This is a genomic window from Halomonas heilongjiangensis, from assembly GCF_002879645.1.
Lineage (GTDB): Bacteria > Pseudomonadota > Gammaproteobacteria > Pseudomonadales > Halomonadaceae > Halomonas > Halomonas heilongjiangensis.
The window spans coordinates 17,888-32,762 of the sequence record NZ_PNRE01000043.1; the positions used below are offsets into that span (position 1 = coordinate 17,888).

Annotated in this window: 15 protein-coding genes and 1 pseudogene; 7 read left to right on the top strand and 9 right to left on the bottom strand. The window is 66.4% G+C overall.

Annotation, left to right across the window (positions count from 1 at the left end; all coding sequences use genetic code 11):
- Window positions 1-11: 11 nt before the first annotated feature.
- On the bottom strand, window positions 12-896 hold the full coding sequence (locus C1H66_RS09590) for a polyprenyl synthetase family protein (protein ID WP_102627665.1): 885 nt from the start codon (window positions 894-896) through the stop codon (window positions 12-14).
- Complete coding sequence (locus C1H66_RS09595) at window positions 886-1,179, bottom strand: exodeoxyribonuclease VII small subunit (protein WP_102627666.1); 294 nt, start codon at window positions 1,177-1,179, stop codon at window positions 886-888. Before C1H66_RS09595 ends, C1H66_RS09590 begins: the two co-directional genes overlap by 11 nt.
- A gap of 270 nt (window positions 1,180-1,449) precedes the next feature.
- Here C1H66_RS09595 and serA point away from each other — a divergent pair, with 270 nt between their 5' ends.
- From serA to C1H66_RS09615, 4 genes are all read left to right on the top strand, one after another.
- The gene (gene serA / locus C1H66_RS09600; protein ID WP_102627667.1) at window positions 1,450-2,700 is read left to right on the top strand and encodes a phosphoglycerate dehydrogenase; all 1,251 of its coding nucleotides are present in this window, start codon (window positions 1,450-1,452) and stop codon (window positions 2,698-2,700) included.
- 124 nt (window positions 2,701-2,824) lie between these two features.
- Complete coding sequence (locus C1H66_RS09605; RefSeq protein ID WP_102627668.1) at window positions 2,825-3,730, top strand: DMT family transporter; 906 nt, start codon at window positions 2,825-2,827, stop codon at window positions 3,728-3,730.
- 93 nt (window positions 3,731-3,823) lie between these two features.
- A complete protein-coding gene (locus C1H66_RS09610) occupies window positions 3,824-4,606 on the top strand; it encodes an enoyl-CoA hydratase (protein ID WP_102627669.1) in 783 nt (260 codons plus the stop codon).
- A 122-nt stretch (window positions 4,607-4,728) separates the two neighbouring features.
- Window positions 4,729-5,553: an IclR family transcriptional regulator gene (locus tag C1H66_RS09615; protein ID WP_102627670.1), complete on the top strand. Its 825-nt coding sequence runs from the start codon at window positions 4,729-4,731 to the stop codon at window positions 5,551-5,553.
- Window positions 5,554-5,695: 142 nt separating this feature from the next.
- Here C1H66_RS09615 and C1H66_RS23525 read toward each other — a convergent pair whose 3' ends face one another.
- From C1H66_RS23525 to C1H66_RS09650, 7 genes and pseudogenes are all read right to left on the bottom strand, one after another.
- Window positions 5,696-5,917 carry an FmdB family zinc ribbon protein gene (locus tag C1H66_RS23525; RefSeq protein WP_205738648.1) on the bottom strand — a complete coding sequence of 74 codons (222 nt, stop codon included), beginning with the start codon at window positions 5,915-5,917 and terminating at the stop codon, window positions 5,696-5,698.
- A gap of 105 nt (window positions 5,918-6,022) precedes the next feature.
- A complete protein-coding gene (gene glnA / locus C1H66_RS09625; protein WP_102627672.1) occupies window positions 6,023-7,435 on the bottom strand; it encodes a type I glutamate--ammonia ligase in 1,413 nt (470 codons plus the stop codon).
- A 296-nt stretch (window positions 7,436-7,731) separates the two neighbouring features.
- Window positions 7,732-7,911: pseudogene (locus C1H66_RS23530) on the bottom strand (DUF933 domain-containing protein); the annotation flags it as partial.
- 83 nt (window positions 7,912-7,994) lie between these two features.
- A complete protein-coding gene (locus C1H66_RS09635; RefSeq protein WP_102627674.1) occupies window positions 7,995-8,507 on the bottom strand; it encodes a MarR family winged helix-turn-helix transcriptional regulator in 513 nt (170 codons plus the stop codon).
- A gap of 51 nt (window positions 8,508-8,558) precedes the next feature.
- Complete coding sequence (locus tag C1H66_RS09640) at window positions 8,559-9,854, bottom strand: TRAP transporter large permease (protein WP_102627675.1); 1,296 nt, start codon at window positions 9,852-9,854, stop codon at window positions 8,559-8,561.
- A complete protein-coding gene (locus C1H66_RS09645; RefSeq protein WP_102627676.1) occupies window positions 9,851-10,390 on the bottom strand; it encodes a TRAP transporter small permease in 540 nt (179 codons plus the stop codon). Before C1H66_RS09645 ends, C1H66_RS09640 begins: the two co-directional genes overlap by 4 nt.
- A gap of 19 nt (window positions 10,391-10,409) precedes the next feature.
- A complete protein-coding gene (locus tag C1H66_RS09650) occupies window positions 10,410-11,459 on the bottom strand; it encodes a TRAP transporter substrate-binding protein (RefSeq protein ID WP_102627677.1) in 1,050 nt (349 codons plus the stop codon).
- A gap of 401 nt (window positions 11,460-11,860) precedes the next feature.
- On the opposite strand from C1H66_RS09650, the gene C1H66_RS09655 reads away from it, so the two are divergent.
- From C1H66_RS09655 to C1H66_RS09665, 3 genes are all read left to right on the top strand, one after another.
- A complete protein-coding gene (locus C1H66_RS09655; protein ID WP_102627678.1) occupies window positions 11,861-12,829 on the top strand; it encodes an MBL fold metallo-hydrolase in 969 nt (322 codons plus the stop codon).
- Window positions 12,830-12,915: 86 nt separating this feature from the next.
- Complete coding sequence (locus C1H66_RS09660) at window positions 12,916-14,664, top strand: FAD-dependent oxidoreductase (protein ID WP_102627679.1); 1,749 nt, start codon at window positions 12,916-12,918, stop codon at window positions 14,662-14,664.
- On the top strand, window positions 14,651-14,863 hold the full coding sequence (locus C1H66_RS09665) for a DUF2783 domain-containing protein (protein ID WP_102627680.1): 213 nt from the start codon (window positions 14,651-14,653) through the stop codon (window positions 14,861-14,863). The genes C1H66_RS09660 and C1H66_RS09665 overlap by 14 nt, the downstream gene beginning before the upstream one ends.
- Window positions 14,864-14,875 lie beyond the last annotated feature (12 nt).

Consider the following 14,875-nt stretch of genomic DNA (forward strand, 5'->3'; position numbering starts at 1 on the left):
ATCTGTCGTCGTCAGTGGTCACGCTCGATCATGTAGCGCGCGAGGTCAACCAGGGGGGCACCCGCCCCGCCCAGCGGGGCCAGGGCCGCGACCGCGTCCTCGACCAGCTCATGGGCCCGCGATCTCGCCCCATCGAGCCCCAGCAAGGCGGGATAGGTAGGCTTGTCGCGGGCGGCGTCGGCACCGGAGACCTTGCCCAGGGTCGCGGTGTCGCCGGTCACGTCGAGCACGTCGTCGTGGATCTGGAAGGCCAGGCCGATGGCTTCGGCATAGGCCTCCAGGGCCGCGAGTCGCGGATCCTCCTCGTCGACGGCGACCAGCCCGCCCAGGCGCACCGCGGCACGGATCAGCGCGCCGGTCTTGTGGCCATGCATGGTGGCCAGGGCCTCGACGTCCGGGTGGCCACCGACGGCGGCGAGATCCAGTGCCTGGCCGGCAGCCATGCCGTCGCGACCGGCGGCCACGGCCAGGGTCAGCATCAGCGCCGGCAACCGCGGGTGAGCGGCCCGGGCCAGCACCTCGAACGCCAGGGTCTGCAGGGCATCGCCGGCCAGGATCGCCGTGGCTTCGTCGAAGGCCTTGTGCACCGTGGGCTGGCCGCGGCGCAGGTCGTCGTCGTCCATGGCCGGCAGATCGTCGTGGACCAGCGAGTAGGCATGGATCAGCTCCAGGGCCATGGCCGGGGCGTCGAGATCCTCGTCACGCCCCCCCAGGGCGCGCCCGGCGGCGTAGACCAGCACCGGCCGCAGGCGCTTGCCGCCCACCAGCACGCCGTGCCGCATCGCCGCCTCGAGCCGGGGCACCGGCCCCGAGCGCGCCACGAAAAGCGCCTCGAGGCGAGCGTCGACCCGGGCCCGGTCGGTGGCCAGACGGTCCACCAGGGCATCAGCGCTCACCGTCGTCCTCCGTGGGCGGGGCGGCGAAGGGTTCGAGCTCGACGTTCCCTTCGGGCCCCTCGATCAGGGTGCGCACCTTGAGCTCCGCCTCGTCCAGGCGGCGCTGGGCATCGCGGGCCAGGCCCACGCCCTGTTCGAAGGCCGCCAGCGACCCTTCCAGCGACAGCTCGCCGGACTCCAGCCGTTCCACCAGCTGCTCGAGCCGCTCGACGGTGGCGGCGAAGTCCATCGAGGCCGCCTCGCCTTCCGCCAGGTCGGGCGACCGCTCGTCACGCTCTGCCATGGGACCCCTTGCCAGTCACGAATCCAGAAAGGCGACAGTATACACGCTCTCCCCGGGGGGGCGTCTGCCCCGGGACCAGGTCGGGCAACATGCAGGCGGCTCATTGGAGCAGCGCAGCATTTTCATCTTCGCTCATGCCCGCTGTGCTACCATGGGCGCCCTGATTCGAGCCTGCCCTAGCCCGCGGCCGTTCCTGACCGGCTGGCCACCAGGCTCTCCAATGTCACGACACCGCATGCGGCTCGCACCGAAGAAGGGGTTGATTCGACCATGGCCAAAACGTCCCTGGACAAGAGCAAGATCAAGATCCTGCTGCTCGAGGGCGTCCACCAGAGCGCGGTGGACAATTTCCTGAACGCCGGTTACACCAACATCGAGCACCTGCCGACCTCGCTCGACGAGGAGACGCTGATCGAGAAGATCCGCGATGCCCACTTCCTCGGCATCCGCTCGCGCACCCAGCTCACCGAGCGCGTCTTCGCCGCCGCCGAGAAGCTGGTCGCCGTGGGCTGCTTCTGCATCGGCACCAACCAGGTCGACCTGACCGCGGCGCTGGTGCGCGGCATCCCGGTGTTCAACGCCCCCTACTCCAACACCCGTTCGGTGGCCGAGCTGGTGCTCGCCGAGGCGATCATGCTGCTGCGCGGCATTCCCGAGAAGAGCGCCCGCGCCCACCGTGGCGGCTGGCTGAAGTCGGCGAAGAATTCCCACGAGGCACGCGGCAAGACCCTGGGGATCATCGGCTACGGCAGCATCGGCTCGCAGCTCTCGGTGCTGGCCGAATCGCTGGGCCTCGACGTCATCTACTACGACGTGGTGGCCAAGCTGGGCATGGGCAACGCCCGTCAGGTGGCGAGCCTCGAGGAGCTGCTGGCCCGGGCCGACGTGGTCAGCCTGCACGTGCCGGAGCTGCCCTCCACCAAGTGGATGATCGGCCAGGAGCAGATCGCCCTGATGAAGCAGGGCGGCATCCTGATCAACGCCTCCCGCGGCAGTGTAGTGGTGATCGAGGCGCTGGCCGAGGCGCTCTCCGCCGGCAAGCTCAATGGCGCCGCCATCGACGTCTTCCCGGTGGAGCCCAAGGGCAACAACGAGGAGTTCGTCAGCCCGCTGCGCGGCCTGGACAACGTCATCCTCACCCCGCACGTCGGTGGCTCGACCCTGGAGGCCCAGGAGAACATCGGCATCGAGGTCTCCGAGAAGCTGATCACCTACTCCGACAATGGCACCACCGTCACCTCGGTCAACTTCCCGGAGGTCGCCCTGCCGGCCCACCCGGGCAACCATCGCCTGCTGCACATCCACGACAACGTGCCGGGCGTGCTCTCCGAGATCAACCGGGTGCTCTCCGAGAACGACATCAACATCTCCGGCCAGTACCTGCAGACCAACGAGAAGGTCGGTTACGTGGTCATCGACGTGGACAAGGCCTACGGGCACCAGGCGCTTGACGCCCTGCGCCATGTGGAGCACACCCTGCGGGTGCGGGTGCTCTACTCCGAGACCAGCTACGCCGAGTAGGGCCTCCGCGTCCAGGCAGTGACAGCGAGCCGCCGCGTCGCATCGACGCGGCGGCTTTTCTTGTGCTAAAGGTTAGTGTTCGAACAATTCACTGCCCCAGGGGCACGCCACCGGGATTTCCGCCATGCCGACCGGACCGGCCTATCTGATCGTGGTGCTGGTGTGGGCCTCCACCCCGCTGGCCATCAAGTGGAGCGCCGAGGCCGGCGCCCCGGTGGGCAGCGTGATGCTGCGCATGCTGATCGCCTTCCTCATCGGCCTGGCGATCCTGCTCGCCCTGCAGGGCCGGTTGCGCCGCGACCGCCGGGCGCTGGCCAGCTACGCCGCCGCGGTGCCCGGGGTGTTCGGCGCCATGGCGCTGAGCTATCACGCCTCCATGAGCCTGCCCTCGGGCATGATGTCGGTGATGTTCGGCATGGCGCCGCTGATCTCGGGGCTGATCCTCCAGGCGCTGCCCGGAGCCACCAAGCTGCGCCGCTGGCACTGGATCGGCTGCGGCCTCGGCGTGCTGGGCCTGGCGGTGGTGTTCGCCGATAGCCTGGCGCTGGGACGCGACCAGCTCGCCGCACTCGCCATGATGCTGGCCGCGGTGACCCTGTTCAGCGGCAGCGGTATCGCCGTGCAGCGGGTGGCCGCCGGGCTCGGTCCGCTGGAGCAGACCCTGGGCGCCCTGGCCTTCAGCCTGCCGTGCTTTCTCGCCCTGTGGCTGACCAGCGGCGAATCCTTGACCATCCCGCTCAGCCCCCGCGGGCTCTGGTCGGTGCTCTATCTGGCGCTGTTCGGGTCGCTGCTGGGCTTCCTCTGCTACTTCCTGATCCTCTCGCGGCTGCCCGCCGCCACCGTGGCGCTGGTGACCCTGATCACCCCGATGCTGGCCCTGACGCTCGGCATGACCCTGAACCGGGAGCAGCCCTCGGCCACGATGCTCGCCGGTGCCGCGCTGATCCTGGTGGCCCTCGGCGCCTACCTGTTCGGCGACCGCCTGGCCAGGCTCAAGGCCGAGGCGGCCGCCCTGCGTAGCCCGGAATAGCCGGCGGGGACCAACTTTGGTCGCAGGCGTGTCGACAACGGCCTGTCGAACGCTAGGCTGCAGGCTGTCCCGTCCCTCACTGGAGATCCCCCCATGCCGGATGACGCCCCGGTACTGCGCCATGACACCGACGGCGTGACCACCCTGACCCTCAACCGACCGCGCCACTTCAACGCCCTGTCCGAGGAGGTGATCGCCGCGCTCGGCGCCGAACTCGACCGGCTGGCCGGCGACGAGGACGTGCGCTGCGTGGTGCTCGCCGCCGAGGGCAAGGCCTTCTGCGCCGGCCACGACCTCAAGCAGATGCGCGCCACCCCCGACAAGGCCTATTACCAGGCGCTGTTCGCCCGCTGCGGCGAGCTGATGCAGGCCATCGTCGCCCTGCCGGTGCCGGTGATCGCCCGGGTGCAGGGCCTGGCCACCGCCGCCGGTTGCCAGCTGGTGGCCAGTTGCGACCTGGCGGTCGCGGCACACTCCGCCCGCTTCGCGGTCTCCGGCATCAACGTCGGGCTGTTCTGCTCCACCCCGGCGGTGGCGCTCAGCCGCAACGTGGGCCGCAAGCGAGCCATGGAGATGCTGTTCACCGGCGAGTTCATCGACGCCGACCAGGCCCGGGACTGGGGGCTGGTCAACCGGGTCGCCGAGGACGACCGCCTCGACGCGGTACTCGGCGAGCTCACCGCCAGCCTCTGCGCCAAGAGCCGCGTGGCGCTGCGTACCGGCAAGGCGATGTTCCACCGTCAGTTGACCATGCCGCTGGAGGAGGCCTACGCCTATGCCGGGGAGACGATGGCCTGCAACATGATGGCCGAGGATGCCAGCGAGGGCATCGACGCCTTCATCGACAAACGCGCTCCTCGCTGGCGGCATCGATAGCACGTGGCGGTGAACAACGAGCGCCGCAAGCACCGAATGGAAGCCATTTCCGCAAACGAGACAGGCCTGCCTCGACGGGGTATGCTGTGGCTTTTGTCGCGGGACGAGAGGGAGAGCATCAGGTGAGCGAAGGCAAGCGCAGAACGGCGGGGCGACCCGCCGGATCGGGCAAGAGTACCAGTGGCCACAGCCAGTCACTGGTCCGGGGGCTCAACATGCTCGAGCGCCTGGCGGCCAGCCCCGGCGGGCTGGCGCTCTCGGAGATCGCCGAGCAGGCCGACCTGGCGCCCTCGACCACCCATCGCCTGCTCCAGGCGCTGCAGAGTCAGGGCTTCGTGACCCAGGACAACGAGCTCGGGCTCTGGAAGATCGACGTCAAGACCTTCCGCATCGGCAACAGCTTCCTCGAGGCCCGCGACTTCGTGGCCACCAGCCGCCCCTTCCTGCGGCGTCTCACCGCCCAGACCGGCGAGACCGCCAACCTCGGCATCCGCGACGGCAGCACCGCGGTGTTCCTCGCCCAGAGCGAATCGCCACAGATGATGCGCATGATCACCCGCCTCGGCTCCCGGGCGCCGCTGCACGCCTCCGGGGTAGGCAAGGCGCTGATGGCCTGGCTGCCCGACGACGAGTTCGAGCGCGTCCTCACCGAACGCGGCCTGGCCCGGGTCACCGAGAACACCCGACACACCCCCGAGTCGCTGCGCGACGAACTCGCCCGGATCCGCCGCCATGGCTATGCCTGCGATCGCGAGGAGCACGCCATCGGCCTGCACTGCGTGGCGGCCTGCCTGCACGACGAGCACGGCATACCGCTGGCGGCCATCTCGGTCTCTGGGCCGGTGGCCCGCATTCCCGAGTCGCGGCTGGTGGAGCTCGGCGAGCTGGTGCGCGAGACCGCCGCCGAGATCACCGCACGCCTGGGCGGCCGACTCCCGGACGCCTAAGCCTGCAGCCCTCACGGCCCGGCTGCTCGAGGAGCTGCGCAGCGGCAAGCCCATGACCATCGCCGCGGCAGTGGCCTGCGGCAGCGTGCTTGACGACGACTTCGCGTCGAAAGCTGAACCCGTGGCGTCGTATCTCGGGTTATCAACTCTTCCTGGAGGTCTTGGCGAAAAACGGCGTCATCACCTGGGCAACCTGTTTGCCCTGGCATTTCGGGCATTTGTGCTGCGTACTGGTGTGATCCGTCATGTGTTCGATTACTTCGAATTCCTCTCCGCATTTCTTGCAACGGTATTGATAAGTTGGCATAAGCGTATACCCTGCATTTTGTGGTGACCAAGCCATTTGTAACCAGTCGCCGGTCATTGGTTCCCATGCTTACCATGATAATAAATCACCTTTGCCCTGCCTGCCTGCAAGGCGGTGTGTGATCGAGCCACCATGAATTGACATCAGGGCCGGCGGCATCCATCAGGCGTCGAAATACAAGGTAAACTCGTAAGGGTGGGGACGAAGGCGAACGGCGGAAACCTCGTTTTCCATCTTGTAGTCGATCCAGGTCTCGACCACGTCCTCGGTAAAGACATCGCCCTTGAGGAGGAACTCGTGGTCGTTTCGCAGCGCTTCCAGGGCTTCTTCCAGGGAGGACGGCGTCGAGGGAACTTCCGCCAACTCCTCCCGGCTCATCGAGTAGATATCCTTGTCGAGGGGATCGCCGACCTCCAGCCGGCTCTGGATCCCGTCCAGCCCGGCCATCAGCATTGCCGAGAATGCCAGGTAGCCATTGCATGAAGGATCTGGAAACCGCACCTCGATCCGTTTCGACTCGGGATTGGTTTGGTACATGGGGATGCGTACCGCTGCCGAACGGTTGCGACTGGAATAGGCCAGGTTAATCGGCGCCTCGAATCCCGGCACCAAACGCCGGTAGCTGTTGGTGGTGGGATTGGTGAACGCGGCCAGGGCCGGGGCATGTTTGAGAATGCCGGCGATGTAGTGCACGGCCAGAGGGCTGAGGCCCGCATAGCCGTCGCCGGCGAACAGCGGTTTACCCTCTTTCCAGAGGCTCTGGTGTACGTGCATGCCGGTCCCGTTATCCTGGAATACCGGTTTGGGCATGAAAGTGACGGTCTTTCCGTGGCGGCGGGCCACGTTCTTTATCACATACTTGTACCACATCAGGCCGTCCCCCATTTCCTGGATGGCCAGATAACGCATGTCGATTTCACCCTGTCCCGCCGTTGCCACCTCGTGGTGATGAGCCTCGACACGATAGCCAAGCTTTTCCAGGGTCAATACCATTTCGGAGCGGATGTCCTGCAGCGAATCCGTGGGTGGCACAGGGAAATATCCTTCCTTGTACCGCGGCTTGTACCCCAGATTTGGCCACTCTTCCCGCCCGGTATTCCACTGGCCTTCTATCGAATCTATGAAGTAGTAACCACATTGTTGGTTCTGTTCATACCGGACATCGTCGAGGATGAAGAACTCGGCTTCCGGGCCAAAATAGGCGACATCTCCGATGCCGGTGTTGTTCAGGTAGTCCGCCGCCTTGCGCGCGATGTTTCGGGGGTCACGACTATATGCCTCGCGGGTGACGGGATCCACGATATCGCAAATTAGGGAGAGCGTGGCAACTTCGGTGAAGGGGTCAAGTACTGCGGTATTCGGGTCCGGAACCACCAGCATGTCGGAGGCGTGGATCGCCTGCCATCCGCGGATTGATGAGCCGTCAAAGCCGATCCCGGCATCAAAAGCGTTTTCATCCAATTCACTGACAGGAATGGAGAAATGCTGCCACATCCCCAGGATATCGGAGAACTTCAGGTCCACGATTTCGCAATGCTGGTCCTTTGAGAACTCGAGGGCTTGTTTCGGATTCATGCCAAGCCTCCCGCACCGGCCGATACGGCCATTTATTGATAAAGGTGCTGTGCCTTTTCCGGTGTATCGTTGGTTGGGAAACGTCCTCTACACCCCACAGGGGCTCGAAGTCCCTTGCTGAGGCGATGGTTGTTTAGGCTAATGTATAAGCCTAGTTCGGGAGTGACAACTTTGCCAGAGAGAAGGGCACGAGTGCCCGCCCACAGGCACAAGTGCCGATGATTGATGACCCATTGCTGATATTGCAATCGTCGGGCGCCTCCGGACGGTAGCGCCGTCAGGCGCTACGTTGCGTTTTAAACGTTGCAACGGAGGTGAATTACGCCCTCGTCCCTGACGATATGTAGCCCTTGCCTTCCAGCCGCAAACCTGCCGACGTCTTTCGCACCTTGCTCGCTCTTGTCGGCGATAAAGTCGTCGTGGCTGACCACTTCGGCACTGATTAAGCCCCTTGCGAGATCGGTGCGGATTATCCCTGCCGTCCTACTACAACAAGTTGGCGAAGATCAGCGCGGTCGGCACCACCACGAACAGCATCGCTGTGGTGCGCACCGCAACGCTAGCCGATGCGCTCGAGCTGGCGCTCCAGCTTGCGCATGGCGTGAAGCAGGTCACGGTATTCGCCGGCGGTCAGGGTCGCCACCAGTTCGGCCTCCCAGGCCTGGGCCTCGGGAATCAGCTCGCCGAGCAGTGCCTGGCCCGCCTCGGTGAGGCGCAGGTCGTGCAGCCGCTGGTCCCGGCTCGAGGGACTGCGGCTGATCAGGCCGCGATCCACCAGCGCCTGCACCGCCCGCGAGACCCGCGCCTTGTCCATGCGCGTCGCCTCGCAGATCTGCTTGGCATTGAGCAGGTCGCGGTGGCTGAGCCAGGCCAGCACCCGCCACTGGGCCACGTTGAGCGCGTAGCGTTCCTCGTACATTCTCGCCAGTTCGTCGCTGATGCGATCGGCCAGGCTGTTGAGCCGATAGGGAAGGAACTGGTTGAGGTCCAGCTCGGGCTTGGTGGGCAGCCCCGCCCGGTTGACGCCCTGCCGCTCGTCTTCCGGAGCCGGCGGCACTTGCTTGCGGTCCATCAAGCGATCTCCCTGTCGATCACGATACGCCGGCCCTGTCGCCCGGCGAGGTCAGTAGAGCAGTTGCGGCAGGAACAGCACGATACCCGGGAACACCAGCACCAGCAACGCGCGCGCCGTGCCCGCCACCCAGAACGGCGTCACCCCGCGGAAGATCGTCCCCGTCGACACGTCCGGCAGCACCGCCCGCAGCACGAAGACGTTCATCCCCACCGGCGGCGTGATCAGGCTGATCTCGATCACGATCACCACCAGGATGCCGAACCACACCAGGTCGTAGCCCAGCCCCGCCACCACCGGGAAGAACACCGGCACCGTCAGCAGCAGCATCGACATGCTCTCGAACACGCAACCGAGCAGCACGTAGATCGCCAGGATCACCAGGATCACCACGAACGGCGCCACGTCGAGCCCGTTGACGATCTGCAGCAGGTCGCCCGGCAGCCCGGCGCGGTTGATGAAGTTGGCGAAGATCAGCGCCGTCAACACCACCGCGAACAGCATCGCGGTGGTGCGCACCGTGTCCATCAGCACGTTCATCAGCACCCGCGGGGTCAGCGCGCGGCGCATCAGGGCGATCACGAAGGCCCCCATGGCGCCGATGCCCGCCGCCTCGGTGGGCGTGAACACCCCCAGGTAGATGCCGCCGATCACCAGCACGAACAGCGCCAGGGTGCTGCCCACGCTCTTCAGCGCCGCCATGCGCTCGGGCCAGGGCACCCGCTCGCCGGCCGGGCCGGCCGCGGGGTCGCGCCACAGCACCCACTTCACCGCCGCGAGATACATGACGATGCCCAACATCCCGGGAATGAAGCCCGCGGCGAACAGCTCGCGGATGCTGGTCTCGGTGAGGATCCCGTAGATCACCAGCATCACGCTGGGCGGGATCAGGATGCCCAGGGTGCCGCCGGCGGCGATCGACGCCGCGGCCAGCGAGTCCTTGTAGCCGTACTTGCGCATCTGCGGCATGGCGACCCTGCCCATGGTCGCCGCCGTGGCCAGGCTCGAACCGCAGATCGCGCTGAAGCCGCCGCAGGCGACGATGGTGGCCATCGCCTGGCCGCCCTTGCGATGGCCGAGGAAGCCGTTGGAGGCCCGGAACAGCGCATCCGACAGCCCGGCATGGGAGACGAAGTTGCCCATCAGGATGAACAGCGGGATCACCGACAGGCCGTAGTCCATGCCGGTATCCACCACCCGCCGCGCGGCCATCGCCTCGGCGGCACTCCAGTTGCCGGTCAGGTAGTAGAAGCCGACGAAGCCGACGATGCCCATGGCGAACGCCAGCGGCACCCGCAGGAAGGCCAGCAGCAGCAGGGCGGCGAAGCCATAGAAGGACTCGATCATTGATCGCCTCCCGGGCTCAGCGACCCACCGCGTTCGACCACCTTGAGGCCCTCGAGGAAGTAGAGCACGGCACGCCCCAGGGTCAGCAGCGCGGAGACCGCCAGCATGATCGCCATCAGGGAGATCAGGTAGCCCACGGGAATGCGCAGGAATTCGGTGACGTCGCCCCAGTCGAAGGCCCGCACGCCCAGCGCCCAGACCCGCCCGGCCATCACCCACAGCGCCGCGGTGACGATCAGGTTGACGATCACCTGGCGCAGCCAGATCCAGCGCGCCGGGAAGATGGCGTCGAGCAGGTCGACGCTGATGTGCTCCTCGCGCCAGCACACCACCGGCAGCGACAGGAAGATCACCGCCGCCAGCATCAGCTGGGTCAGCTCCACGGCACCGAGGATCGGCGAATTGAAGAAGTAGCGGCCGCTCACGTCGGCGGTGGTCAACAGCATCATGGCGAAGAGGGTGGCGCCCGCCACCCCCTCCAGCCCCAGCTGCATGACTCGGCCAACGCGCGACCAGGGGGTCGACATGCTAGTCATGGTCGGCTCCTGACGGGGGTTATTCCTGCACCACGCGCGATTCGATGCCGTCGCCTTCGGCCGCCACGGACAGCTGCTCACGGAAGAAACTCAGCGCCTCCTTGGCATCCAGGTCGCCACGGCTGACCTTGTCGGCCCACTGGTCGATCAGCTCGTCGCTGATCTCCCCGAGCATGGCGATATCCGCCTCGGAGGCCTGGGTGAAGGTGTTGCCCAGTTCCTCGGCAAAGGCGACGCCGCGCTCGTCGGAGACATCCATCATGTAGCCGAACAGCCGCGAGAGGGACTCCCCCGAGACCGCCTCGATGGCCTCGCGATCCTCGGCGGAGACCTGGTCCCAGACCATCGGGTTCATGACGATGGCGAAGCTGCCCCGGTAGAAGCCGCCGTCGACCTGCAGGGTATTGGGCAGCACCTCGGCCACGCGGAAGCTGCGCAGCCCTTCGAGGGTCAGCATGGCGCCGTCGATGACGCCCTGGGAGGCCGCCTCGTAGACGCCGGTGGGCGGCAACGCCACGCCGGTCACCTGCAGGGCATTGGTCAGGTCGGTCATCACGCCACCGCCGACGCGCAAGCGCTTGCCGGTGAGGCCGTCGAGGTTCTCGACGTGCTCGGCGGTGAAGATCTGGCCGGGGCCATGCACGCCCACGGCCATGACCTCCAACCCCCTGTGCTCGTTGGCCTGGGCCAGGTACTCCTGGTGAGTGCGCCAGTAGGCGGCGGAAGCGGCCTCGGAGGAGAAGTCCTCGAAGGTGGGAAACTCCGGCAACTGCGTCAGTGCGAAACGCCCCGCCATGTGGCCGTGGAAGATCCAGCTGGCATCGGCGACGCCGTCGGCGACCAGTGCCATCTGGGCCGCGGGCGGCCCCAGGTCCTCGGTGACCTGGAGCGTCACGCGGCCTTCGGTGGCCTCCTCGATCCAGCTCTTCCAGGTCGGCCAGACGATGGTATTGATGCCGTGGTTGGGCCCACCCCAGCTGCTGACGTTGATGGTGGTCTGGGCCAGGGCCTGCGAGCTCAGGGTCGCGGCGGCCAGGGTGCCCAGCAGCAATCCGGTTATCTTGTTCATGGTGCTCCTCCGTCGTCACGGGATGGCGGCCAGGGCGCCGCCCCTTCTTGTAATGAAATCATCGTGATGTCGCCGATGATGGCGATTGCCAGCCGGGCGACTCGGCCTGCGGCGGGCGAAGGCCGCGGAGCCGGCGTCATTTGCGGATACCTTGCCTGCCAATTAGTCTCTCTTGCAACTACAAAGACGTCATGACAGCTTGAACTTAAGTCTAATCACGGCTTCGGCTCCAGCTATCACAATGACTTATCGAGATCCAGGCGCCGTGATATCGCCAGCAGGCGCGGTGATGACTGGACAACCAGTTTCAATAGCAACTATTATCTTGCCACTGGCCGATCCCATGGCAGAGACAATGACGACCGGGCCAAGCCCGACGACCCGACGACACCGGAGGAACCATGAGCAAGAAATTCGCCTCGCACGCCGATACCGAAGAGAAGCAGGTCAGCTTCACCAGGCTGGCCGAAGGCCTCTATGCCTATACCGCAGAGGGCGATCCCAACACCGGCATCGTCATCGGCGACGACAGCGTGATGGTCATCGACACCCAGGCCACTCCGATCATGGCCCAGGACGTCATCCGCCGGATCCGCGAGGTCACCGACCTGCCGATCAAGCACGTGGTGATGACCCACTACCACGCCGTGCGCGTGCTGGGGGCCTCCGCCTATGACGCCGAGAACATCTACGCCAGCCAGGCCACCTATGACCTGATCGTGGAGCGCGGCCAGCAGGACTACGAGTCCGAGGTCGGCCGCTTCCCGCGCCTGTTCAAGGGCGTCGACTCCGTGCCCGGCCTGACCTGGCCGAACATCGTCTTCCAGCGGGAACTGACGGTGTTCATGGGCAAGCGCGAGGTGCGCATCATCCACCTGGGCCGTGGCCACACCAAGGGCGACACCATCGTCTGGCTGCCCGAGGAGCAGGTGATGTTCTCCGGCGACCTGGTCGAGTACGGCGCCACCCCCTACACCGGGGATGCCTACCACGAGGACTGGCCCGCCACCCTGGACCGCCTGCAGGCGATGGCCCCGCAGAAGCTGGTGCCGGGCCGCGGCGACGCCCTGCAGACCCCGGAACAGTGCCAGGAGGCCATCCAGGGCACCCGCGACTTCCTCGCCGACATGTACGAGAGCGTCAAGGCCGGCAAGGCCGCCGGCAAGCCCCTTTCCGAGTGCTATGCCGAGACCTACGCCAGGCTCAAGCCGAAATATGGCCACTGGGTGATCTTCGATCACTGCCTGCCGTTCGACATCACCCGCTGCTATGACGAGGCCGGTGGCGAGCACCCCGACCCGCGCATCTGGACCGCCGAGCGTGACAACGAGATGTGGCACTCGCTGCAGGACGTCGTCGAGAACCAGTAAGCCGCTATTTCCATGCCATGCCTGGCGAGCGGCGCCGAGGCAGGTTCGAGGAAACCTGCCCCGGAACCGCCGCGGTCGGAGGAACCATGCCAACCACCTACAAGAATCCCGTCTACCCGTATCGACGCCCGCCCGAGCTGGACCGCACGGACGTTCGCCACTGCCCGGTGGTGATCGTCGGCGCCGGCCCCACCGGCCTCGCCGCCGCCATCGACCTGGCGCAGCAGGGCATCGACAGCGTCGTGCTGGACGACAACAACACCGTGAGCGTCGGCTCGCGGGCGATCTGTTTCGCCAAGCGCACCCTGGAGATCCTCGACCGCCTCGGGTGCGCCCAGCCCATGCTCGACAAGGGCGTGACCTGGCAGCGCGGCCGCGTCTTCTTCCAGGAACGCGAGATCTACGAGTTCGACCTGCTGCCCGAGGATGGCCATCGCGTGCCGGCCTTCATCAATCTGCAGCAGTACTACTTCGAGGAATACCTGGTCGACCGCGCCGGCGAGCTTGCCGAGCGGATCGACCTGCGCTGGAAGCACAGGGTCACCTCGGTGGACAGCCAACCGGACCGCACCCTGGTCGCGGTGACCACCGAGGACGGCGACTACCGTCTCAGCTGCGACTACCTGCTGGTGGCCGACGGCGCCAACAGCAAGATCCGCGACATGCTGCACCTCGAGAGCAAGGGCCAGGTCTTTCAGGACCATTTCCTGATCGCCGACGTCATCATGAAGGCCGACTTCCCCACCGAGCGCTGGTTCTGGTTCGACCCGCCCTTCCACCCGGGCCAGTCGGTGCTGCTGCACAAGCAGCCGGACAACGTCTGGCGCATCGACTTCCAGCTGGGCTGGGACGCCGACCCCGAGGAGGAGAAGAAGGAGGAGAACATTCGCCCCCGGGTGCAGGCGATGCTCGGCGAAGAGGTGGAGTTCGAGCTGGAGTGGGCCAGCGTCTACACCTTCCGCTGCCGCATGATGGACGATTTCATCCACAACCGGGTGGTGTTCATGGGCGACGCCGCCCATCAGGTTTCGCCCTTCGGCGCCCGCGGTGCCAACGGCGCCATCCAGAGCACCGACAACCTGGTGTGGAAGCTGGCCCGGGTGCTCAAGGGACAGGCCCCGGAGGCGCTGCTCGCGACCTACAACACCGAGCGTCAGCAGGGGGCGAAAGAGAACATCCTCAACTCGACCCGGGCGACCGACTTCATCACCCCGAAGAGTCGCATCAGCCGGCTGTTCCGCGACACCACCCTGGAACTCGCCGAGCACTATCCCTTCGCCCGCCGCCTGGTCAACAGCGGCCGGCTGTCGCTGCCCTGCCGCTACGACGGCTCACCGCTCAACGGCCCAGGCGCCGAGGGCCTGCCCCGCGAGCTACGCCCCGGTAGTCCGGCCAGGGATGCACCGATCCGTCTGGCCGGAGAGGACGCCTGGCTGCTCAACCGGCTCGGCGACCGCTTCGTGCTGCTCCTCGACGGCCGAGTCGATACCGCCGAGGCCGAGGCGCTGAGCACCGACCTCGCGGGGCTGCTGGATCGCCGGGCCGACCTGGACCTGCTGATCGTCGGCCCCACCCCCCACGCCCTGACCCAGCTGCCGCGCAGCGTGGTGATCGAGGACGCCGTGGGACTGGTCGGCGAGCGCTACGGGCTGCGTGCCGGTGCCGGCTACCTGATCCGCCCCGACCAGCACGTCACCGCCCGCTGGGCCGAGGTCACCGCCGAGGCCGTCGGCGACGCCGTGGACCATGCCCTGGGCGCCCATCTCGATACCCTTCGCGACTCTCGTCTCGACACTAATTCCAACACCCCGGGAGGCCACCATGCCTCGGCTTGAACTGACCCCCAACTTCACCGACCCGGACGCCTTCTACGCCGCGCTGACCGAGCTGCATCGCGAATGCAGCGAGGCACGGAGCGAGCGCATCAACGCCCGCCTGATCCTGCTGCTGGCCAACCATGTCGGCGACCAGCAGGTGCTCGAGGAGGCCCTGGCCATCGCCGGTCAGGTGGCCGACACGGCCAGCGAACAATAGCGAGGAACTCCA

Coding starts and splice junctions, on each gene's coding strand:
- C1H66_RS09650 (WP_102627677.1), bottom strand. CDS start 11,459: ATGAACAAGATAACCGGATTGCTGCTGGGCACCCTGGCCGCCGCGACC.
- glnA (WP_102627672.1), bottom strand. CDS start 7,435: ATGAATCCGAAACAAGCCCTCGAGTTCTCAAAGGACCAGCATTGCGAA.
- C1H66_RS09640 (WP_102627675.1), bottom strand. CDS start 9,854: ATGATCGAGTCCTTCTATGGCTTCGCCGCCCTGCTGCTGCTGGCCTTC.
- C1H66_RS09610 (WP_102627669.1), top strand. CDS start 3,824: ATGCCGGATGACGCCCCGGTACTGCGCCATGACACCGACGGCGTGACC.
- C1H66_RS09595 (WP_102627666.1), bottom strand. CDS start 1,179: ATGGCAGAGCGTGACGAGCGGTCGCCCGACCTGGCGGAAGGCGAGGCG.
- serA (WP_102627667.1), top strand. CDS start 1,450: ATGGCCAAAACGTCCCTGGACAAGAGCAAGATCAAGATCCTGCTGCTC.
- C1H66_RS09655 (WP_102627678.1), top strand. CDS start 11,861: ATGAGCAAGAAATTCGCCTCGCACGCCGATACCGAAGAGAAGCAGGTC.
- C1H66_RS23525 (WP_205738648.1), bottom strand. CDS start 5,917: ATGACCGGCGACTGGTTACAAATGGCTTGGTCACCACAAAATGCAGGG.
- C1H66_RS09660 (WP_102627679.1), top strand. CDS start 12,916: ATGCCAACCACCTACAAGAATCCCGTCTACCCGTATCGACGCCCGCCC.
- C1H66_RS09645 (WP_102627676.1), bottom strand. CDS start 10,390: ATGACTAGCATGTCGACCCCCTGGTCGCGCGTTGGCCGAGTCATGCAG.
- C1H66_RS09635 (WP_102627674.1), bottom strand. CDS start 8,507: ATGGACCGCAAGCAAGTGCCGCCGGCTCCGGAAGACGAGCGGCAGGGC.
- C1H66_RS09605 (WP_102627668.1), top strand. CDS start 2,825: ATGCCGACCGGACCGGCCTATCTGATCGTGGTGCTGGTGTGGGCCTCC.
- C1H66_RS09665 (WP_102627680.1), top strand. CDS start 14,651: ATGCCTCGGCTTGAACTGACCCCCAACTTCACCGACCCGGACGCCTTC.